The 18,649-nt window shown below is 58.8% G+C and carries 21 protein-coding genes; 13 read left to right on the top strand and 8 right to left on the bottom strand.

The genetic code is table 11. The annotated features are described in order from the left end of the window. Nucleotides 1-23: 23 nt before the first annotated feature. The 6 genes from J1G35_RS04700 (at nt 24) to J1G35_RS04675 (ending at nt 4,836) form a co-directional block, all read left to right on the top strand. Entirely contained in the window at nt 24-257 is a 234-nt protein-coding gene (locus J1G35_RS04700) for a hypothetical protein (RefSeq protein ID WP_154949476.1), read from the top strand. A gap of 12 nt (nt 258-269) precedes the next feature. After that, on the top strand, nt 270-2,987 hold the full coding sequence (locus tag J1G35_RS04695; RefSeq protein WP_223013960.1) for a toprim domain-containing protein: 2,718 nt from the start codon (nt 270-272) through the stop codon (nt 2,985-2,987). A gap of 43 nt (nt 2,988-3,030) precedes the next feature. Beyond that, nucleotides 3,031-3,342, top strand: coding sequence for a hypothetical protein (locus tag J1G35_RS04690; protein ID WP_223013808.1), 312 nt, complete (start codon nt 3,031-3,033; stop codon nt 3,340-3,342). 58 nt (nt 3,343-3,400) lie between these two features. After that, entirely contained in the window at nt 3,401-3,664 is a 264-nt protein-coding gene (locus J1G35_RS04685; RefSeq protein ID WP_223013806.1) for a hypothetical protein, read from the top strand. Nucleotides 3,665-3,666: 2 nt separating this feature from the next. After that, nucleotides 3,667-4,302, top strand: coding sequence for a hypothetical protein (locus J1G35_RS04680; protein ID WP_223013804.1), 636 nt, complete (start codon nt 3,667-3,669; stop codon nt 4,300-4,302). A 258-nt stretch (nt 4,303-4,560) separates the two neighbouring features. Then, nucleotides 4,561-4,836: a pyocin activator PrtN family protein gene (locus tag J1G35_RS04675; RefSeq protein ID WP_223013802.1), complete on the top strand. Its 276-nt coding sequence runs from the start codon at nt 4,561-4,563 to the stop codon at nt 4,834-4,836. On the opposite strand, the gene J1G35_RS04670 is transcribed toward J1G35_RS04675, so the two are convergent. Further along, a complete protein-coding gene (locus tag J1G35_RS04670; RefSeq protein WP_223013800.1) occupies nt 4,811-5,962 on the bottom strand; it encodes a site-specific integrase in 1,152 nt (383 codons plus the stop codon). The two genes, J1G35_RS04675 and J1G35_RS04670, sit on opposite strands and share 26 nt — an antisense overlap. 103 nt (nt 5,963-6,065) lie before the next feature. Here J1G35_RS04670 and dusA point away from each other — a divergent pair, with 103 nt between their 5' ends. Together dusA and tal are read left to right on the top strand one after the other, a co-directional pair. Continuing rightward, the gene (gene dusA / locus J1G35_RS04665; RefSeq protein WP_223013798.1) at nt 6,066-7,076 is read left to right on the top strand and encodes a tRNA dihydrouridine(20/20a) synthase DusA; all 1,011 of its coding nucleotides are present in this window, start codon (nt 6,066-6,068) and stop codon (nt 7,074-7,076) included. Nucleotides 7,077-7,302: 226 nt separating this feature from the next. Further along, nucleotides 7,303-8,229 (top strand): transaldolase, encoded by a 927-nt coding sequence (gene tal, locus J1G35_RS04660; RefSeq protein WP_053136503.1) that lies wholly within the window; start codon nt 7,303-7,305, stop codon nt 8,227-8,229. Between the two features lie 168 nt (nt 8,230-8,397). Here tal and rssC read toward each other — a convergent pair whose 3' ends face one another. Further along, nucleotides 8,398-8,880, bottom strand: a complete 483-nt coding sequence (gene rssC, locus J1G35_RS04655) for an anti-sigma factor antagonist RssC (RefSeq protein WP_003172602.1) — start codon at nt 8,878-8,880, stop codon at nt 8,398-8,400. Continuing rightward, complete coding sequence (rssB, locus tag J1G35_RS04650) at nt 8,880-10,061, bottom strand: two-component system response regulator RssB (protein ID WP_027604216.1); 1,182 nt, start codon at nt 10,059-10,061, stop codon at nt 8,880-8,882. Before rssB ends, rssC begins: the two co-directional genes overlap by 1 nt. 277 nt (nt 10,062-10,338) lie before the next feature. Between rssB and J1G35_RS04645 the strand changes: the two genes are divergently transcribed. After that, nucleotides 10,339-10,635 (top strand): PilZ domain-containing protein, encoded by a 297-nt coding sequence (locus J1G35_RS04645; protein WP_053136506.1) that lies wholly within the window; start codon nt 10,339-10,341, stop codon nt 10,633-10,635. A gap of 62 nt (nt 10,636-10,697) precedes the next feature. On the opposite strand, the gene J1G35_RS04640 is transcribed toward J1G35_RS04645, so the two are convergent. Continuing rightward, nucleotides 10,698-11,387: a VacJ family lipoprotein gene (locus J1G35_RS04640; protein ID WP_053136508.1), complete on the bottom strand. Its 690-nt coding sequence runs from the start codon at nt 11,385-11,387 to the stop codon at nt 10,698-10,700. Nucleotides 11,388-11,582: 195 nt separating this feature from the next. On the opposite strand from J1G35_RS04640, the gene J1G35_RS04635 reads away from it, so the two are divergent. Further along, nucleotides 11,583-12,191, top strand: coding sequence for a hypothetical protein (locus J1G35_RS04635; RefSeq protein WP_053136511.1), 609 nt, complete (start codon nt 11,583-11,585; stop codon nt 12,189-12,191). A gap of 110 nt (nt 12,192-12,301) precedes the next feature. Then, nucleotides 12,302-12,568, top strand: coding sequence for a DUF4404 family protein (locus J1G35_RS04630; protein ID WP_053136514.1), 267 nt, complete (start codon nt 12,302-12,304; stop codon nt 12,566-12,568). Between the two features lie 64 nt (nt 12,569-12,632). On the opposite strand, the gene queF is transcribed toward J1G35_RS04630, so the two are convergent. Beyond that, nucleotides 12,633-13,463: an NADPH-dependent 7-cyano-7-deazaguanine reductase QueF gene (gene queF, locus J1G35_RS04625; protein WP_223013796.1), complete on the bottom strand. Its 831-nt coding sequence runs from the start codon at nt 13,461-13,463 to the stop codon at nt 12,633-12,635. A 66-nt stretch (nt 13,464-13,529) separates the two neighbouring features. Continuing rightward, a complete protein-coding gene (locus J1G35_RS04620; protein ID WP_223013794.1) occupies nt 13,530-14,051 on the bottom strand; it encodes a cupredoxin family protein in 522 nt (173 codons plus the stop codon). 156 nt (nt 14,052-14,207) lie between these two features. Between J1G35_RS04620 and J1G35_RS04615 the strand changes: the two genes are divergently transcribed. Both J1G35_RS04615 and J1G35_RS04610 read left to right on the top strand, forming a co-directional pair. Then, the gene (locus J1G35_RS04615) at nt 14,208-14,888 is read left to right on the top strand and encodes a heavy metal response regulator transcription factor (RefSeq protein ID WP_223013792.1); all 681 of its coding nucleotides are present in this window, start codon (nt 14,208-14,210) and stop codon (nt 14,886-14,888) included. Then, nucleotides 14,885-16,225, top strand: a complete 1,341-nt coding sequence (locus J1G35_RS04610) for a heavy metal sensor histidine kinase (protein WP_223013958.1) — start codon at nt 14,885-14,887, stop codon at nt 16,223-16,225. Before J1G35_RS04615 ends, J1G35_RS04610 begins: the two co-directional genes overlap by 4 nt. A gap of 80 nt (nt 16,226-16,305) precedes the next feature. On the opposite strand, the gene J1G35_RS04605 is transcribed toward J1G35_RS04610, so the two are convergent. Together J1G35_RS04605 and J1G35_RS04600 are read right to left on the bottom strand one after the other, a co-directional pair. Beyond that, on the bottom strand, nt 16,306-17,043 hold the full coding sequence (locus tag J1G35_RS04605; protein ID WP_223013790.1) for a YopT-type cysteine protease domain-containing protein: 738 nt from the start codon (nt 17,041-17,043) through the stop codon (nt 16,306-16,308). A 325-nt stretch (nt 17,044-17,368) separates the two neighbouring features. After that, entirely contained in the window at nt 17,369-18,613 is a 1,245-nt protein-coding gene (locus tag J1G35_RS04600; protein ID WP_053136529.1) for a lipoprotein-releasing ABC transporter permease subunit, read from the bottom strand. Between the last annotated feature and the right edge of the window lie 36 nt (nt 18,614-18,649).

The raw sequence follows: 18,649 nt of genomic DNA, 5'->3' as shown, positions 1-18,649 counted from the left end.
TTGCCCGCAATCCGAGGTGGACCATGGAAATCGACATCGCCATCACCGCAAAACTGCCCCGCGACCACGCTGAGGCACTGCTTGTTGAGCTACGTGCGCAGTACGCGGTGCTGCTCAACGAGCATTGGTATGACGACCGCTTTCGCATGATCCCCGAAGGTTTGCGGCATGGCTCGTTGCTGGTGGCCTTCCCTGCGATGGCTGCACGAAAAAGCCTGATTGGCGCCCTTAAACACAGCCTTGACGAAGCGAAGTAAGCCACGATGGAAATGAAAGAAAGGCTGCGCGCCGACGTCATCCAACGCATTGAGCGGGACTACCAGCTCAAGCACATGCGCGGCACCGACTATATGCGTAAGGGCGTTTGCCCTGCCTGCGGCCAGAAGACCCTCTACACCTTCTACAACGCGCCCTGGACACTGATCTGCGGCCGGCCGGAAAAGTGCGACCACCGAGTCCACGTGAAGGACGTTTACGACGACTTGTTCAACGACTGGAGCAAGACTGCCCCGTCGACGCCGGATAACCCGCTTGCCACGGCGCGCGCCTATCTGGAGTTTGCACGTGGATTCAAATTTGAGCTGATCGCCGGTTGGTTCACCCAGGAAAACTACTGGGACAGTCGACTGAACATCGGCAGTGCCACGGTGCGTTTCGCCCTGGAAAAAGGTGGGTACTGGGAACGGCTGATCGATCGGCCGGATCGCTTTGGCAAAATGAAAGCGCGCTTCCGCCCTACCGGCGAAGGCTTGACCGGTTACAAAGGCGTCTGGTGGTGCCCGCCGAGCGTGGACCTGCTGGAGGTCGACGAACTCTGGATAACAGAGGGCATCTTCGACGCCATCGCGTTGCTGCATAACGACGTGTCGGCCGTGTCGATGATGTCCAGCGCCCCCTGCCCGATCGACTCACTCAAAGCCCTGGCCAAACTGCGCCACGACACCGACAAGCGCTTGCCACTGCTGGTGTGGGCGCTGGATAACGAGCCCGTCGCCAAGGCCAACATGCGCCGCTGGACGAAAGAAGCCCGTGACCTGGGCTTCACCTGCAAGGCGGCAGTGATCCCGCAGCCCAACGGTAAGAAGGTTGATTGGAACGACCTTCACCTGCGCTGGAAGCCGATTGAGGGGGATGACAAACGCGCCGAGCGGATCGACCAGGATCTGGACGAAGCCCGCCACCACGGCGACTTGCTGCTGGCTGATTCGGCAGAGGAAAAGGGGTTTCTGATCTACCTGCGCGACGAGCGCAAGGAATTCAACTTCACGTTCCGCAAGCGCCTGTACTGGTTTCGGCTGGACCTCGATAAGTACGACCGTGCCATGGGCGATCTGGAAAGCTCTGAGCGGCATGAAGACCAGCTGCTGACTGATGAACAGCGGCGCTACAAGGCTCTGCGCCAATCAGGCTCAGTGACCAGCATCGCCAATTGCAATTTCCAGGCGCTGTATTACATGCGCAACGACCTGACCGATGAGGCCTGGTACTACTTCCGTATTGAGCGCCCGCAAGGGCCGGCGATTAAAAGCACGTTCACGGCCAAACAACTCACGTCGGCGCCTGAGTTCGCAAATCGTCTGCTCAACGTCTCCAATGGCGCGATGTTTGAGGGCAGCGCCCAACAGCTGAAACGAATTCTGGCGCCCCAGCTCGATAACCTCAAAACCGTCAACACCATCGAATGGATCGGCTATAGCCGCGACCATGGCGCCTATGTCTTCAACGACCTGGCCTTTCACGGCGGCAAGGTGCAGGTCCGCAACAAGGAAGACTTCTTCGACCTGGGCAAACTGAGCATCAAATCGCAGAGCCAGTCGCCGGTGCTGCACATCAACACCGACCTCAATACCTACAACGAAGGTTGGTTCGACATCTACTGGCGCTGCTTTGGCGTACAAGGCCTGGTAGTGCTGGCCTGGTGGCTGGGCGCGTTGCACGCCGAGCAGATCCGACAGATCCACAAGTCACTGATGTTCCTGGAACTGGTTGGCGAAGCCGGCTCGGGCAAGACCACCCTGGTGGAACTGCTGTGGAAGTCGGTCGGGCGTACTGATTACGAAGGCTTCGACCCGTCCAAAGCGACCGCCGCGAGCCGTGCGCGCAACTTCTCGCAGGTCAGCAACTTGCCGGTAGTGCTGATCGAGTCCGAGCGTGAACAAAAGGAAGGCCAGCCGGTTAAACACTTCGACTGGGATGAACTGAAAACCGCCTACAACGGCCGCAGCGTTCGCTCCACCGGCGTGAAAAACAACGGAAACGACACCCACGAACCGCCATTCCGCGCCGCCTTGCTGATTGCGCAAAACAACCCGGTGAACGCATCTGAGCCAATCCTGCAGCGTATCTGCCACGTCCACCTGACACGCGAGCATCACACACCGGAAACCAAGCAGTACGCCGAGCAGCTGGAGCGTATGCCGATGGACAGCATCAGCGGCTTCCTGGTCAAGGCGCTGCAACGCGAAACCGAAACCATGCGCCTGATGGAAGAAAATACTTCCGGCTACGAACAGGAGCTGCTGACCCAGCCCGGTGTCCGCACCGTACGTATTGCCAAGAACCACGCCCAATTGCGCAGTCTGGTGGATGCACTGGCCGGTGTCGTGCCGCTCGGTGAACGCCGCAAGGCCCTCGCACACGCCGAAATCAACCGCATGGCCCTGGAGCGGCAGCAGGCAATCAACGCCGACCACCCGACCGTGCGCGAGTTTTGGGACCTGTACGAATTCCTCAATGGCATGGACGAGAAAGCCGCGCTGAACCATGCGCGTCGCGATGGGCTGATCGCCGTGAACCTCAACGAGTTCGTAGAGATGGCCGCCAATAAACGGCAGCAGGTCCCGCCTTTGAGCGACCTTAAACGCCTGCTGAAGACGAGCAAATCACCCAAGTTTCTGGAGTCGAACAAGCCCGTCAACTCGGCGCGCCAGGTCGACGCATTCGACAAGCCTAAAACCATTCGCTGCTGGGTATTCCAGGGCGTGTAGGGGCTGCAACCCCTCGATATCTACCACCCAAAGGAGAACCACCATGCACATCCAAGTCATCACCGGTGACGGCCGCCAGGGCGAAACCAACCGTCTTCGGCACCTGAAAGAGCTGAAGGACTGGTTTAACGAGTCCGGGAAAATCGTTCACGCCGAAGCCTACGACCCGCCGGGTTTGGTCGCGATCCTGGAGGTTCGTGCGGTAAGCGACAAAGAAATTCTGGTGCTGGAGTGCAGCCGGGATCAGATCCAGGCGGTCCTGGAATGGCAGTCAGCAACAGATGAGGTTGTTGAGTTTGAAAACCTGCTACTGCACCTGGTGCGGAAGCAAAACCCAGCCGGCGAAAGCCAGTAAGAAGGTGGTGCCGAGGGGCTGCAACCCCTCGACACCGACCACCCAAAGGAGAAGCACCATGCAAGTGAATCAACCCAAAGGCGGCACCGCAGAGGCTACCACAACCCCGCTGGCTGTCGGCGACAAGGTCAGCTACGTCGCTATGAGCGGTGGTGGCCAGCAATACCGGCTCAGTGCTCGTACCGGCGTCATAGAAGCGATCGATGGCAGCGTTGCCAGCGTGCGAGCAACGAACGGTCGTAGCATCACAAAACCGCTCAACAAACTGACCCCGGACGGCAAGCCCAATGCACTGACGCGCATGCTCATGGGAGGTCAATGATCATGTCTGACCTCTTCTTCTTGCAGGACAGCCGCAGCAATGTCGGCAGCCGAGCCATGTTCTGGCGAGAGGGTGGCGGCTACACCTCGAACCTCAACGAGGCTGAGCAATTCAAGCGCGAGCCCGCGGTCAAGCAGTACGAATGCCGCGAAACCGACCTACCCTGGCCGGTGGAGTACGTCCGCACCCGAGCACAGGTCGGCGTCGATCATCAGTATCTGGACGTGCCAGCGGAACAGGCGCTGGCCGCTGCGCCGGCGGACGACCGCATCTACGTCGCTTACCAACAGGTATGGGACGGCAACTGCCTGATCTGGATGGCGCTGGGCATTGGGCCCACGTCCAACTTGGCGGACGCCAGAACCTGGAGCCTGGAGCATGCGGCGGGCTTCACCGGGCGCGGTTATCTGCCATGGCCGAAAGGCTACATCGACCAGCACAGTCGGCCGGTGGTGCAGGCCTCCATGCTCGATCACAAGCAGGCACTGCGCTCGGTCGGACTCAAGCTGCCCAAGCTCAATCGTCCGCGCAACCGCGCCTACAGCGACCGGCTCAACTGCGACGGCTGTGGGCGATTCCTCAGCGAGCGTCAACGCTTCAACGACTGCCCGCACTGCGGCGCGAGGAACGCACCATGACCGTATTTCTTTTGCTTTACCTGTGTGCGGATGCGTCCCGCACTGACTGCCAGGTGGTGAGGGCTGATAGCTGGAACGGCCCCCACGCCTACGAGCACTGCGCCTCGGTCGTGCCAGGCCTGACTGATGCACTGACTGCGCCCAATCGGAAACGCCATCGGTTTGTTTGCGAGATTCAGGGCGACGGACCAGAGCCTGCAGAATACAAATCGCTGCCGGCGTTTATACATCAATCGTTTCGGATGTAAGGGGACCATCATGAATACAGCCTTCATTCTCATGGCCCAATACGACGGCCAGGCAATTATCTCCCTGGAGCTGGTGTGCCGTGATTACTTCACGCACCTGACGCCGGAGATGTTCCAGCGCAAAGTGATGAGCGGTCAGATCAAGTTGCCCATCACCCGCCTGGAATCGAGCCAGAAGTCGGCCAAAGGCATCCACCTCACCGACCTCGCTGTCTACCTCGACTTGCAGCGCGCCGCCGCTGTGAAGGAACACAACCAGCTCAACGGGATAAAACACGCCGTTTGAGCCACTTCTCTGATGCGGCGCCCAATTGGACGGGCGCCCTCAGTATCTTTTCGTGCCATTCCCAGCCCACATAGCGGTCACCCTTGCCACGCAAGTGAGTGTAGCGCCGCATCGAGTTCCAGTCCCGATGGCCGGACACGCTTGCCACGCGTGGGATGTCCCAGTCCATTTCAAACAGTCGGCTGACGCCTTCATGCCGAAGGTCGTGGAAGTGCAGGTCCGCAATTTCCAGGAACTTGCAGGCCTTGGCCCAGGACGTGGAGATGGATTCAGGGCTGTAAGGGAAGATGTCCTCGCCCGCCTTCGGCATGGTCTGGAGGATCTGCCACGCTTCGTCCGGGAGGTAGCACCACACGTCGTTGCCGATCTTCTGACCGGGGTTCTTCATATCGCGCACCAGCACCCGCTGGCCAGGTTCGTCGACGTCGGCCCAACGGATACGGGTTATTTCATCCAGCCTTCGAGTAGAGAACAGGGCAAAGCCCACGACCTTGAGCATATTGATGACGGTTGGGCGCCGAGCCTGCATGGCCTGGTAGTGCGTGAGTACCTTGCCTAGCTCGTCCAAAGTCGGCCGGCGATCACGCTCGCGGCTTTTCAGGTTGTAGCCCAGCTTGCGCAGGACCCTGCGTGCGCCACCCATGGCGAGCGGATCGACCTGGTAGCCCCAGGCGTCTTTTGCGATCGCCAGAACAGCGCCGAGGTGCGCCAAGTCGTTTCCGGCGGTTTGCGGCTGGACGCCGCCGCCCTCGCGGCTCATGCGAAACAGGGCAAAGTCGACCAGGCATTGGGTAGTGACGTCGGTATCGCTCAGTTGGCCGATGTCCATCTTGCCGATGGCTTCAAGCGTGGCCTTCTTGGTTTTGCCCAGCGGCCGGGCCTTTCCCACTTCCAACAGGTACTGGTCGATCATGTCTTTGACGGTGACGCCCTTCCGGTTGGCCCGCTCGATCGCACCAGGCTGGTCCAGCTCAGATTCACGCTTGCGCGTCCACGCCTGGGCGGCCTGTTTCCGGGCGAAGGTCTGGCTCTCTTGGTAGACTTGCACTCCGTCGCGTTTGATGCGGATTTGAGCCGTGTAGCTCACAGTCCCATCCGCCAGTTTTCTTGCCCTGATAGTCGCCATTTCAAAAGTGGTACGCGTCAGTTTTTAGGTGGTACATCGTACCACCGAGCCTCCAAAAACGCCTGAAAACGCCCTAAAACTCGTCAAGAACACGTTGAGTAAAATGCTAGATAAACAGAGCTTTAGCCCAGCAGAATCAAGCCCCGCACTGTCTCGGCGCTTTAGCGTTGCACCCATGATGGATTGGACCGACCGCCACTGCCGGTTCTTCCTGCGCCTGCTCTCCAAACACGCCCTGCTCTACACCGAGATGGTCACCACTGGCGCAATCCTCCACGGCGATCACGACCGCTTCCTGCGCCATAACGAAGCCGAGCACCCTCTGGCGCTCCAGCTCGGCGGCAGTGTCCCCGCTGACCTGGCCGCCTGTGCCCGTATGGCCGAGGCTGCCGGTTACGACGAAGTGAACCTGAACGTCGGCTGCCCCAGCGACCGGGTGCAGAACAACATGATCGGCGCGATCCTGATGGCTCACCCGGCCCTGGTGGCGGACTGTGTGAAGGCGATGCGTGATGCGGTGTCGATTCCGGTGACGGTGAAGCACCGTATCGGGATCAATGGCCGGGATAGCTACGCCGAGCTGTGTGATTTTGTCGGGACGGTGAAGGATGCCGGCTGCACCAGTTTTACCGTGCATGCGCGGATTGCGATTCTGGAGGGGTTATCGCCTAAGGAGAACCGCGACATTCCGCCGTTGCGTTATGACGTGGCGGCGCAGTTGAAGCAGGATTTCCCGGAGTTGGAGATTATTCTCAACGGCGGCATCAAGACGCTGGAGCAGTGCCATGAGCATTTGCACACGTTTGATGGGGTGATGCTGGGCCGGGAGGCTTATCACAATCCATACCTGCTGACGGAGGTGGACCAGCAGTTGTTTGGCAGTGAAGCGCCGGTGATCAGTCGGGCTGAGGCGTTGGCGCAACTGCGGCCTTATATTGCTGAGCATTTGGCGACTGGCGGGACGATGCATCACATTACGCGGCATGTGTTGGGGTTGGGCACCGGTTTCCCTGGGGCACGCAGATTCAGGCAGTTGTTGTCGGTGGATATTCATAAGGCTGCGGATCCGCTGGCATTGTTGGATCAGGCTGGGGCTTTGTTGGAAGGGCGTTGATTGGATAGCGTGCAGGGGATCAGTTGGCATGAAGCGCTATCCTAGTGTCATCGGGCAGTCGGGTTGAACCTGTCGGCCGTTCTGGCCTCCTATTGAGCAGTACGGCCGGGCATTCAAACGGCTGTTTTCAGGTTGTTGCCCTCGCAAACGATCGAACGCATTTGCGCCCTTGAGCGCCTGCCAGCGCTCGGGTAATGTCATCAGACCCATAGGACAGAGCACGCCCATGACTTCCAAGCTGGAACAACTCAAGCAATTCACCACTGTCGTAGCCGATACCGGCGATTTTTCTACCCTTGCCAAGCTCAAGCCCCAAGACGCCACTACCAACCCTTCCCTGCTGCTCAAGGCCGCGTCGATTCCCGGCTATGCCAAGCTGCTGGATGAGTGTGTGCAGGACTGCAACGGCGATGTCGGCCTGGCCAGCGACCGTTTCGCGGTGGCCGTAGGCCAAGAGATCCTGAAAGTCGTGCCAGGGCGTATCTCCACTGAGGTGGACGCGCGCCTGTCGTTCGACACTGACGCCGTACTCAAGCGTGCGCACCGTCTGATCGACCTGTACGACAAAGCTGGCGTTAGCCGTGACCGCGTGCTGATCAAGATCGCCTCCACCTGGGAAGGCATCCGCGCAGCGGAGAAGCTGGAAAAAGAAGGCATCCAGACCAACCTGACCCTGCTGTTCTCGTTTGCCCAGGCTGTGGCGTGCGCAGAAGCCGGCGTGTTCCTGATTTCACCGTTCGTAGGCCGCATCTACGACTGGTACAAGAAAGCCAATGGCAACGACTACACCGGCGCTGATGATCCAGGCGTGCAGTCGGTGACGCGCATCTACAACTACTACAAGGCTAATGGCTACAAGACCGTGGTGATGGGTGCGAGTTTCCGTAACCTGAGCCAGATTGAAGAGCTGGCCGGCTGCGATCGCCTGACCATCAGCCCGGACCTGCTGGAGAAGCTGGCCGCGGATGAAGGCAAGCTGGAGCGCAAGCTGTCGCCAGGGCATGCCGGGGAAGCGCGGGTGCATCTGACTGAAGCGCAGTTCCGTTGGGAGTCCAACGAGGATGCGATGGCGACTGAGAAGCTGGCGGAGGGGATTCGTCAGTTTGCTCGGGACCAGGAGAAGCTTGAGGCACTGTTGTCCGCCAAGCTGTAAAAAGCGGAGGCGGCAAAAAGGGCGGTACCTGTGAGGGTACCGCCCTTTTTTGTGTCTCAAGCCGATCTCAGTTCAACTGTAGGAGGGGCTTGCTCCCGATGGCGGTGAGTCAGTTGTGAATGTGCTGACTAGCCCTCTCCCACATTTGGAATGTGTTCGGCAGAAGGATCAGTGACGCTCGAGGGCGTTGACGAGGTCGTGGAAGGCTTCGCGGTTGGACTCGTTGAGGCCCATCAGGATCTTGTGCGCTTCCAGCACCTTGACCCGTACCACTTCCTCGGACTGGTCCTGGGACGGCAGGTCGGTGAGGCATTCCGGGCAAGGGATCGGGCGGTCAACGATGTTGAATACCTGGTCGAAGCCCATGGACTGCAACAGACGTGTGATGTCTTCGTGGGTGGTGACGACGGTCGGCAATAGGCCGACCTTCTGCCGAGACAGAATGGACAACTTGGCCAACAGCCCAAGGGTGGTGCTATCGATGCTGCGGGTTTCGGTCAGATCGATCACGATCGCCGAGAAATTCAACGCTGTGAAAATCCGCTCAATCGTCGCATCCAGCGCTGAACACAAGGTCAGGCGCACTTCACCGACAAACTTCAGGACGAAGGTCCCGTCTTGCTCGGCGAATTGGATTCTTCCGGTACTCATCAAAGATTCCTGCTCAACACCAATAGGGCGATATCATCCGGCATCTCCCCTAGCGTGGCCAATCCAAAAACCTGCCGCAGGCCATCCAGGCTGCCGCCCGCCGACTTGACCTTTTGGGGCAAGGCGGCTTCTTTCTCTTTGAGTGTAGGCTCTGGAAGCAGGTCCAGGATGCCATCGGACATCAGCGTCAGGCTGAAGGTCGGCGGCAGCTCCAGGATGTGATCTTCGTAGGTCGCTTCATTGAACAAGCCTACGGGCAGACCACGCCCTTCCAGGTAACGCACACTGTCGGGAGTGTATAAAACAGGCATCGGCAGGTGACCACCAATGCTGTAGGTCAAAAGACCGGTTTCTTCATCAATCACGCCGCCCACCATCGTCACGTGCTTGCCCAGCTTGCAGCTGATCAGGCCTCGGTTGATGTGACCCAGTACCTCGGAGGGGGTGAACTCCGGCAAGGTGCCATTGCGCTTGGATTCGAACAACAGCCGTGTGGTCATGAACTTCAACAACACGGTGACAAAAGCAGAGGAAGCTCCATGGCCGGAAACATCAGCCAGGTAGAACGCGACACGCCGTTCATCTACACGGAAATAATCGACAAAATCGCCCGACAGGTACAACGACGGGATGATCTGGTGAGCAAACTGGAATTCGTCGATGGTCCAGGGGCTGACCGGCAGCATGTTCATCTGCACCTGGCGACCGGCGTTCTGGTCTTCCTGGAGCAGGTTCAGGCTGGCTTCGAGTTCGCGGTTGGCGGTTTCGAGCTTTTCGCGGTAACGCTGGTTCTCTACCAGCAAGCGCGCACGATCCAAGGCGCGGCGCACAGAGTGCTCCAGTACCGCCAGGTCTTCGAGGGGCTTGATCAGGTAGTCGGCAGCGCCCAGACGCAACGCCTCGACGGCATCGTTCATGACGCCGGCGCCGGACACGACAATCACCGGCGTCTGCGGAGCAAGCTCGGTCACCTGGCGAATCAGCTCCAAGCCGCCCATCTGGGGCATGCGCAGGTCGCAGATCACGAGGTCGGGCTGGTCGCGCTCGAATACCTGGAGACCCTGTTGGCCATTGCTGGCCTGCAGGACGCTGAAGCCACTGTCTTCCAAATAGGCCGCGAGACTCGCGCGCACTACTTCGTCGTCATCGATTATCAGCAGCGTGGCACTGGTTTTTTGCATGTGGGCAAACGGCGCCAGAATTAGGTTGGCGTAGGCGAGTCGGCAATGGCCGGGCTCACACTACTGGATTCGCTTTCTAGCCTCTCTGTCCTACAAAGCATAGGCGTTTTGCCCACGCACAACTGTAAAGCAGAGGTGCCCTTCTAAGGCGCAGACGGTACTCCCATCCGTCAGGTGTTTCAAGCTCATGCCGATGGTCGCCGGGCGTCTTTACATCGCAAATCACCGGGAGTTATAAGAACAGTCACGACCACAACACAAAGTAAGGATGGAGCCGATGGGCGAACACGAGCGCGACTACGCCGAAAAACGCGATTTCATCCGCATGCGGGTGGATGCAGAAGTATCTTTGCTCCACGAAGGCCAGGAGATTGCCGGGGTTTGCGTGGACCTTTCCAGCTCCGGGATGCAGGTGCAGGCACCGCGCCAGTTCAACGTCGGAGACCTGCTGACTGTGCGCATTGATTCAGAGCATGCGGCGCTCAAGGGCCTGGAAGCGGACACTGAAGTGGTATGGACCAAGACGGCAGGCGAAGAACAACAGCTGGGGCTCAAGATCTTGAAAATGCGCTGAAAGCCGCGCACAAAAAAGGCGACCATCAGGGTCGCCTTTTTTTCATTTCAAAACATCACAGCTTAAAAGTCGTCGACAACCTTGCCGTCCTTGACCTTGAACTCGCGGTTCTGCAGGTAGGCATTACGGATAAAGGTGTACTTGTCGCCAGTGATCAGCTTCTCGCTGTCGAGCAGGCTGGCGCGGGTATCCACGATGTTCAGGCCCATGGTGCTGTTGCGCCAGCCGATATCGTTCATGTAGCGGTACGGTTGGGTGTAGCTGTCCACGTACTTGGACGGCGCATCACGCAAGGTGCTCGGGCCCAGCAGCGGGATCATCACGTATGGACCGCTGCCCACACCCCAGTAACCCAGGGTCTGGCCGAAGTCTTCGTCACTGCGTTGCAGCCCCATTTTGGTGCCGACGTCGACAAAGCCCAGCACGCCGAACGTGGTGTTAACCAGCAAACGCGCAGTGTCGACCCCGGCATTGTGGGGTTTGAGCTGCAGCACGTTGTTGGCCAGGTTGCCGACATCACCGATGTTGCGGAAGAAGTTGTGGATACCGTCTTCGACAAATTGCGGGGTGATCCACTCATAGCCTTGGGCCAATGGCTTGAGGGCGTAAGTGTCAACAGTGTCGTTGAAGGTGAAGATCGGGCGGTTGATGCTTTCCCATGGATCATCTTCCGACGCAGCCTGTGCGGCGAAAGGCGCCAGTAAGACTGTGGCACACACCGACAGCTGAGCGAAGTAGTGGCTCCAGCGCATAGCTTTTGCTCCTTGAATGGTCTGTCATGGGCGCTATGCCCTGAATAAGGCCGTCAGTATATGACGGAAGTGTCCAATTAGGCAGCTGCTAGGAATCCTCCTAATACAAATGGACAATTTTCCTACAATTAACCCGCCTGTCATCTGCTTGTCATCCTACGCCGATAGCGTCACAGCTATTTCAGGGATGTCGACATGCCTCACGCCGAGATAGCCATCGCCAACGCGCCCGCCTTGACTGCTGTTCTGTTTGGCCTGAGTGGTTGCCTGGTGGACTTTGGCTCCCGGGCGCGCACTGACTCTCCCTCCCCTGACTCCCTGGCCACGCCCGGCGCTCTGAAAATCCTGCGCAGCCTCAAGGAACAAGGCGTCCCCTGTGCCTGGCTGGATGAGCTGCCGCCTTCGGTGACCACACCACTGGCCGCCGTACTGCCCGGCTGGCTCAAGGCTGCATCCCCCTCCTCCATCCGCTGGCCCGCGCCCCATGCCTGCTGGCAAGCCTTGATGGAACTGAACATTCAACGCCTGGAAGGTTGTGTACTGGTCAGCGGCGAACCGCGCTTGCTGCAATCGGGGCTGAATGCCGGATTGTGGACCATTGGCCTGGCCTCCTGCGGCTCGCTGTGCGGCCTGGCGCCTGAGCAGTGGCAGGCGCTGAGCGACAAGGAACGCGAGCACAAGCGCGGCAAAGCCACCGTTGAGCTATATGGACTGGGGGTACACTCGGTGATCGATCACCTCGGTGAGCTCGGCACCTGCCTGGCCGACATCAGCCTGCGCCAGCTCAAAGGCGAGAAGCCCTGATCGAGATCATGCACAGTCGGCGCCCGTGGATTAATCTACAGGTCAGTCCGTAGACCTTTCACGGCGTGCCGCGGTCTATGCCAGTGCCTATCGATAAAAGGAAGAACGTCATGCCTGATCGCAAAAAACTGGAAGAACAGGTCAATATCCTGCGCGGGCAGCTGGAACAGGAACCGCCGCTGCCGCAAGAAAAACGTGAAGCGCTGGAGGCCTTGATTGCCAAGTTCGAATTACAACTTGAACTTGAGCCGGCTACTCAGACACCGAGTATTTCCGACGATGTGAGTCAAGCTGCCATAGAGTTCGACGCTGAGCACCCGGTGATTTCCGGGACATTGCGCAATATTATGATCACCTTGGGCAATATGGGCATCTGACCCGAACTCAAGCCAGACACAGAACCAAAATGTGGGAGGGGGACAAGCCCCCTCCCACACTTGTTTACTGGCGAGCCAGGCGCACGTTCTGGAACGCCACATCCTCAGTGCTGCGGTACGGGTTGATATCCAACCCACCCCGGCGCACGTACCGTGCATACACCGTCAGTTTCTCCGGCTTCAGCAAGCGCTGCAGGTCGAGGAAGATGCGCTCCACACACTGCTCATGGAAGTCCGAGTGCTGGCGAAAGCTCACCAGATATTCCAGCAGGCTGGCGTGATCCAACGCCGCACCGCAGTACTCCACTACAACGCTGCCCCAATCGGGCTGGCTGGTCACCGGACAATTGGACTTGAGCAGGTGGCTGTGCACGCTCTCCTCGACCATGCGCGAATCATCGCAACGCAGCAGCTCCGGGCGCGGGTGTTCATAGTTGCTGACGCTGATATCCAGCTCGTCGATGCACACCCCCGGCAGCGCCTGCACGCCCTCGGCTTCAACGTCAGCCAGGCTGCGGATGCGTACATCCACCGGTTTACCCGCAGCGGCGCCGATGTCGTTGCGCAGGGTCGCTTCCAGGCTTTGCACGTCGACAAACGCGGTCTGGTTGAGCGAGTTGAGGTACAGCTTGAACGACTTGGACTCGATGATATTCGGCGAGTCGGCCGGGATGCTGAATTCACCGATGGCCACCACCGGCTTGCCCGACGGCAGCAACCAGGACAACTCGAAGCAGTTCCAGAAGTCCACGCCCTTGTACGGCAGGGTCTCGGCGCTCAGGCCCAGCTCGGCCCACTTGGCGGCGCGTGGAATCGGGAACAGCAACGAAGGGGTGTAGGTGGAGATGTATTCACTGGACTTGCCCAGCGGCGAATGTTCGGCTGCGGGATGCATGGCGGAAACCTGGCTAAATAAACCGCGCCAGTCTACCAGCCTTTGCCCCCGCCCTTAAGAAACGCCTTACTCAACGGTCAGCTTGCCGACCATGCCCGCCTGGTAATGCCCGGGCAGGTTGCAGGCAAACTCCAACCCAGTGGCCTTGGTGAACGTCCAGGTCAGCTCAGCGGTCTTGCCGGGTTCCACCAGTACGCTGTTGGGATCGTCGTGTTTCATGCCGCCCATCTCACCGTGGCCCATGGCACCGTGATCCATCTTGCCCATCCCGGTGGACGTAAGCATGCCGCTGGCCTGCATCTGCAACATTTCCTTCTGGTGTTCGGCATGCATCGCCGCGTCACCGAGGTTGAATTCATGCAGCAACCGGCCTTTGTTGACCAGTACAAAGCGCACCGTCTCACCGGCTTTGACGTCCAGGGACTTGGGCGAAAAGGAAATATCCTGCAGCGTCACTTCCACAGTACGCGTGGCCTTTTCAGCCGGTGCCGGCCGGCCGAACGCATAGGTATGGGCCGCATCCGCCATGGCATTGAAACTCAACGCCAACAGGCAGCCCGCCAACAACAGGGGTGTACGCAATACCATCTCGATTCTCCAAAAGTGTGCAACCTGCTTGGACAGCACTCTAAGATTGCGCCGCTGCCAGCCAGCTGACTGCTAGATTACAACTTTGTCAGGTTGCGCCCTTCCCCTGGCACCCACGGTATAAAGCCCCTCGTCACCCGTTACCCAGAGCCGCCTATGAAATTGCTGATCGTCGAAGACCAACCGAAAACCGGCCACTACCTGCGCCAAGGCCTGGCCGAGGCTGGCTTCACCACCGAACTGGTGGCCGACGGCACCAGCGGCCAGCACCTGGCGCTGACCGGTGACTATGACCTGCTGATCCTCGATGTAATGCTGCCCGGCCGCGACGGTTGGCAGATCCTGCAAGCCGTGCGCAGTGCCGGCCTGGACATGCCGGTGCTATTCCTGACTGCCCGGGACGCTGTGGAAGACCGTGTGCACGGCCTGGAACTCGGTGCCGACGATTACCTGGTCAAGCCCTTCGCCTTTTCCGAATTGCTGGCGCGGGTGCGCAGCCTGTTGCGCCGTGGCAGCAGCACGCCGCAGGAAACCGCCCTGCAACTGGCCGACCTGCGCCTGGACCTGATTCGCCGTCGCGTCGAGCGGAACGGCCAGCGTATTGACCTCACTGCCAAGGAGTTCTCACTGCTGGAGTTGCTGTTGCGGCGCCAGGGTGAAGTGCTGCCCAAGTCGCTGATCGCCTCCCAGGTGTGGGACATGAACTTCGACAGCGACACCAATATCATCGAAGTGGCGATCCGCCGCCTGCGCCTCAAAGTCGATGACACCTTCCCCACCAAGCTGATCCACACCGTGCGCGGCATGGGCTATGTGCTGGAGGAGCGGTGCAATTGATCAAGCGCTTGTCCCTCACCAGCCGCCTGGCGCTGTTGTTTGCTGGCTGTACGGCGGTGGTCTCGCTGATTGCGGGTGTGCTGTTCAACCAGGCCAGTGAGGCGCACTTTATCGAGTTGGACCAGCAGCAACTCGACAGCAAGCTCGTGGCAGTGCGCAGCACTTTGCAGGGCGTCGATTCGTTTCAAGCATTCAACCAACGCGAGGCGCAATTGCGCGCCGAACTCAATCGACAGCCCGACCTTGCCTTGCGCATCACCGCCGCCGGCCAGCGCTGGCTGGACGATGCGCCGAGCGTCACCCTGCCTAACGCACCCGGCCTGCATAGCCTGCAAAACGCCGACACCGACTACCGCGTCTACAACGCACCGCTGAACGCCGGCCAAGTCGACTCACCGCAATTGAGCCTGATGCTCGACATCACCCACCACCAGCACTTCCTGCAACGCATGCAGCGTTTGATCTGGCTCACCGTTGGCCTCTCGGCCCTGGCCACTGCGCTGCTCGGTGCCTGGGCCGCGCGCAGCGGGTTGCGGCCGTTACGGCGCATGGGTGAAGTGGCCGCCAGCGTGTCGGCCCATTCCCTCACCCAACGCCTGCCCCAACAACACATGCCGGTGGAACTGGCTGAACTGGCCCAGGCCTTCAACGCCATGCTGGGACGGCTGGACGACGCGTTCCAGCGCCTGTCGGCGTTCTCTGCCGATATCGCCCATGAACTGCGCACGCCGCTGTCGAACCTGCTGACCCAGACCCAGGTCATCCTCACCCAGCCGCGCCCACTGGAGGATTACCGCGAGGCGCTGCACAGCAATCTGGAAGAGCTGCAATGGATGGCGCAATTGGTGAATGACATGTTGTACCTGGCCAAGGCGGATCACGGTTTGCTGGTGCCCAAACGTGAGGCCCTGAACCTGGCGATTGAAGTGGATGCCCTTTTGGAGTTTTTCGCTTTGCTGGCAGAAGACGCCCACGTCAGCCTGGTGCGTGAAGGCACTGCCCATACCCTGGGTGATCGCGGCATGTTGCGCCGGGCGCTTTCGAACTTGCTCGATAACGCACTGCGGTTTACGCCAGCGGGCGGTGAAGTCCGTGTAAGTTTGGTGGAGGGCGTAACGCTGACGGTCGAGAACAGCGGCGAAGGCATTCCACCAGAGTTGCTACCGAGATTGTTTGACCGATTCTATCGGGCCGATCCGGCGCGCCATGAAGGCAGCAGCGAGCATGCCGGGCTGGGACTGGCGATTACTCAGTCGATTGTAAGAGCGCATGGGGGGAAGATTTTTTGTGAATCAGAGGCGGGATGCACAAGGTTTATAATTGAGCTGCACGGGTAAGGCCAAACGCCAACATCTTCTAAGGAATCTGAATCCGGACGTAAGATAAAGAGTCACTTACAAGAATCGGCGCAATCTAATCAACCGAAAGATTGCACCAAATAAGTCCTTAGCAACCCCTTTGACTCGTATCTCATTAACTTCAAGTATTCCAACAGCCAAAGCCCAAATACAGATTCCTTTGGAAATACAAACTCACCCGCATTAGGATCCATGAAGACAAGCTGCGTTTGACTACGCAGAAAGCCCATCGCATGAGCAGTACCGAGGCCGTCGTGGATGGAGAAATATCTATATCGGCCCTCCCCCCGTAACAGCGAGTCGACTAAAGCAGTCGCACACACTTGATCATTAATCCCTGCGCATAGTTCTAAAGTGCGCAACACCAAGCCTGCCGAGGACATTCCCGCCTGAACCTGGGGTTTCGTATCTGCAAAAGTGCCTTTTAGAAGCACCATCTCTTGACGCGCCATGAGAAAACGTACGCGACTCTTCCCCGAGTCGCTATTGAGCGACCCCCAGAAATCAATATTCTTACGCTTACATCGCAACCAGTCGATCGTCATGCCAAAACACCAACCCCCTCTTGTCAAATCATAGCTGCGCAACGCAGGGTCATTGCTTTGTTTATAATATTTAACGATTTCCACATCATACTTTTTACATAAGTTTAGTAACCGCTCTTTCATATTCACATTCCCCGTAACCACTCGTAACTTTCCGGCTTTGCGCGCCATACTTACAGGCTTATTCCAGCGCTCTAAACCGACAGTCATTATTCTTACGAAGAATGGTCCTGAAAACCAGTCGTCAATCATGGTTAATTAACTAATAAGGAAAAGCCTACCCCCGCCGAAAATACCGGGAGTGACTGGGTTGCTGACACTGGTGAAGTGACTGCGCACGACGCTGATCATTTACAGCTGTGCCGGCTGAAGAAAATCTATCGGCCACCCCTTGGCCAATTGGGCGCATACAATACCGGACGAGGCAACCATAGAGTTGCGTGCAGAGGGAGGTGTTGATACGGCCAAGCTGTCTTAGTGCAAAAACCTGCTAAGGACTTGGCCGTAAACAAAGTCTCTACAGGTGCAGTGCACTCCCCTGTAAAAACTGATTGACCGACAACGACCGTGTCAAATCTTACGAATATCTCAAGGCATGCGCCGGCTCAATCTTCGCCGCCCGATACGCCGGGTAAATCGTCGCCAGGAAGCTCAACACAAACCCGGCCGTACAAATCAGCACCACATCGCCACTTTGCAGTTCCGAAGGCAGGTTGCTGACGAAGTACACGTCCGAACTGAAGATATGCTGCCCGCTCACCCGCTCCAGCCAGCCCACCAGCTCACTCACGTTGAGCGCGGCAATCACGCCCAGCACGCCGCCGATCAGGGTGCCGACAATGCCGATCACCGTGCCCTGCACCATGAAGATCGCCATGATCTGCCGAGGGGTGGCACCAATGGTGCGCAAGATCGCAATGTCCGCGCCCTTGTCGTTCACCACCATGATCAGCGTGGCGATGATATTGAACGCCGCGACGGCAACGATCATCAGCAACAGCAAGCCGATCATGGTCTTTTCCATCTTCATCGCGCTGAACAGGCTGCCCTGGGTGTGGGTCCAGTCATCGGGCTTGTAGCCTGCACCCAGGCTGGCGGCGATGTCCGCCGAGACCTTGGGCGCTGCGTACAGGTCTTTCAACGCCAGGCGCACGCTCTGCACCTGGTTCGGCTGCCAATGCTGTATCTCGGCCGCGTCCGCCCTGTTGATCAGGGCCATGGAGCCATCCAGCTCGGCGCCGACCTTGAAGATCCCCACCACGTTCAAACGCTGCATGCGCGGGGTGATACCACCGGGCGCGCTGCTGATTTCCGGGACGATCAGGGTCAGTTTGTCGCCCACATTCAGGCGAAAACGCCGGGCGGTGATCTCGCCGACCACCACACCGAACTCGCCGGGTTTCAGGTCTTCCAGTTTGCCCTGCACGATATGCTGGGCCACGATCGACACCTTGCCTTCCTGGGCCGGGTCAACGCCGCTGATCTCAATCGGCTGCATCGCGCCCTTGTAGGAGAACATGCCGTCCATCTGAGTGAACGGTACGGCGGCAGTCACTTGCGGATTTTTCATCGCCGCAGCGGCCACCGGCTGCCAATCATCGATCGGGTTCACCCCGACGATAGTGGCGTGGGGCACCATGCCGAGGATGCGCGAGCTCATTTCGCGCTGGAAGCCGTTCATCACCGACAGCACCACGATCATCGCCAACACGCCCAGGGCGAGGCCGATCATCGACGTCATCGAGATAAACGAAACAAAACGGTTGCGGCGCTTGGCGCGGGTATAGCGCGTGCCGATGAAAATCGATAACGGTCTGAACATTCGCGGGCACCGTTGGAAAAATAGAAAACCCGGCGT

The organism is Pseudomonas sp. SH10-3B, assembly GCF_019891415.1.
Lineage (GTDB): Bacteria > Pseudomonadota > Gammaproteobacteria > Pseudomonadales > Pseudomonadaceae > Aquipseudomonas.
This window is presented reverse-complemented; position numbering and strand designations above follow the sequence as displayed.

Bases quoted from the DNA above. Each gene is read 5' to 3' on its own strand.
- J1G35_RS04700 (WP_154949476.1), top strand. From the start codon at position 24: ATGGAAATCGACATCGCCATCACCGCAAAACTGCCCCGCGACCACGCT.
- J1G35_RS04680 (WP_223013804.1), top strand. From the start codon at position 3,667: ATGTCTGACCTCTTCTTCTTGCAGGACAGCCGCAGCAATGTCGGCAGC.
- J1G35_RS04605 (WP_223013790.1), bottom strand. From the start codon at position 17,043: ATGATTGACGACTGGTTTTCAGGACCATTCTTCGTAAGAATAATGACT.
- J1G35_RS04695 (WP_223013960.1), top strand. From the start codon at position 270: ATGAAAGAAAGGCTGCGCGCCGACGTCATCCAACGCATTGAGCGGGAC.
- J1G35_RS04630 (WP_053136514.1), top strand. From the start codon at position 12,302: ATGCCTGATCGCAAAAAACTGGAAGAACAGGTCAATATCCTGCGCGGG.
- J1G35_RS04645 (WP_053136506.1), top strand. From the start codon at position 10,339: ATGGGCGAACACGAGCGCGACTACGCCGAAAAACGCGATTTCATCCGC.
- J1G35_RS04600 (WP_053136529.1), bottom strand. From the start codon at position 18,613: ATGTTCAGACCGTTATCGATTTTCATCGGCACGCGCTATACCCGCGCC.
- J1G35_RS04685 (WP_223013806.1), top strand. From the start codon at position 3,401: ATGCAAGTGAATCAACCCAAAGGCGGCACCGCAGAGGCTACCACAACC.
- J1G35_RS04675 (WP_223013802.1), top strand. From the start codon at position 4,561: ATGAATACAGCCTTCATTCTCATGGCCCAATACGACGGCCAGGCAATT.
- J1G35_RS04670 (WP_223013800.1), bottom strand. From the start codon at position 5,962: ATGGCGACTATCAGGGCAAGAAAACTGGCGGATGGGACTGTGAGCTAC.
- J1G35_RS04615 (WP_223013792.1), top strand. From the start codon at position 14,208: ATGAAATTGCTGATCGTCGAAGACCAACCGAAAACCGGCCACTACCTG.
- J1G35_RS04620 (WP_223013794.1), bottom strand. From the start codon at position 14,051: ATGGTATTGCGTACACCCCTGTTGTTGGCGGGCTGCCTGTTGGCGTTG.
- tal (WP_053136503.1), top strand. From the start codon at position 7,303: ATGACTTCCAAGCTGGAACAACTCAAGCAATTCACCACTGTCGTAGCC.
- rssB (WP_027604216.1), bottom strand. From the start codon at position 10,061: ATGCAAAAAACCAGTGCCACGCTGCTGATAATCGATGACGACGAAGTA.
- dusA (WP_223013798.1), top strand. From the start codon at position 6,066: ATGCTAGATAAACAGAGCTTTAGCCCAGCAGAATCAAGCCCCGCACTG.
- J1G35_RS04690 (WP_223013808.1), top strand. From the start codon at position 3,031: ATGCACATCCAAGTCATCACCGGTGACGGCCGCCAGGGCGAAACCAAC.
- J1G35_RS04640 (WP_053136508.1), bottom strand. From the start codon at position 11,387: ATGCGCTGGAGCCACTACTTCGCTCAGCTGTCGGTGTGTGCCACAGTC.
- queF (WP_223013796.1), bottom strand. From the start codon at position 13,463: ATGCATCCCGCAGCCGAACATTCGCCGCTGGGCAAGTCCAGTGAATAC.
- J1G35_RS04635 (WP_053136511.1), top strand. From the start codon at position 11,583: ATGCCTCACGCCGAGATAGCCATCGCCAACGCGCCCGCCTTGACTGCT.
- rssC (WP_003172602.1), bottom strand. From the start codon at position 8,880: ATGAGTACCGGAAGAATCCAATTCGCCGAGCAAGACGGGACCTTCGTC.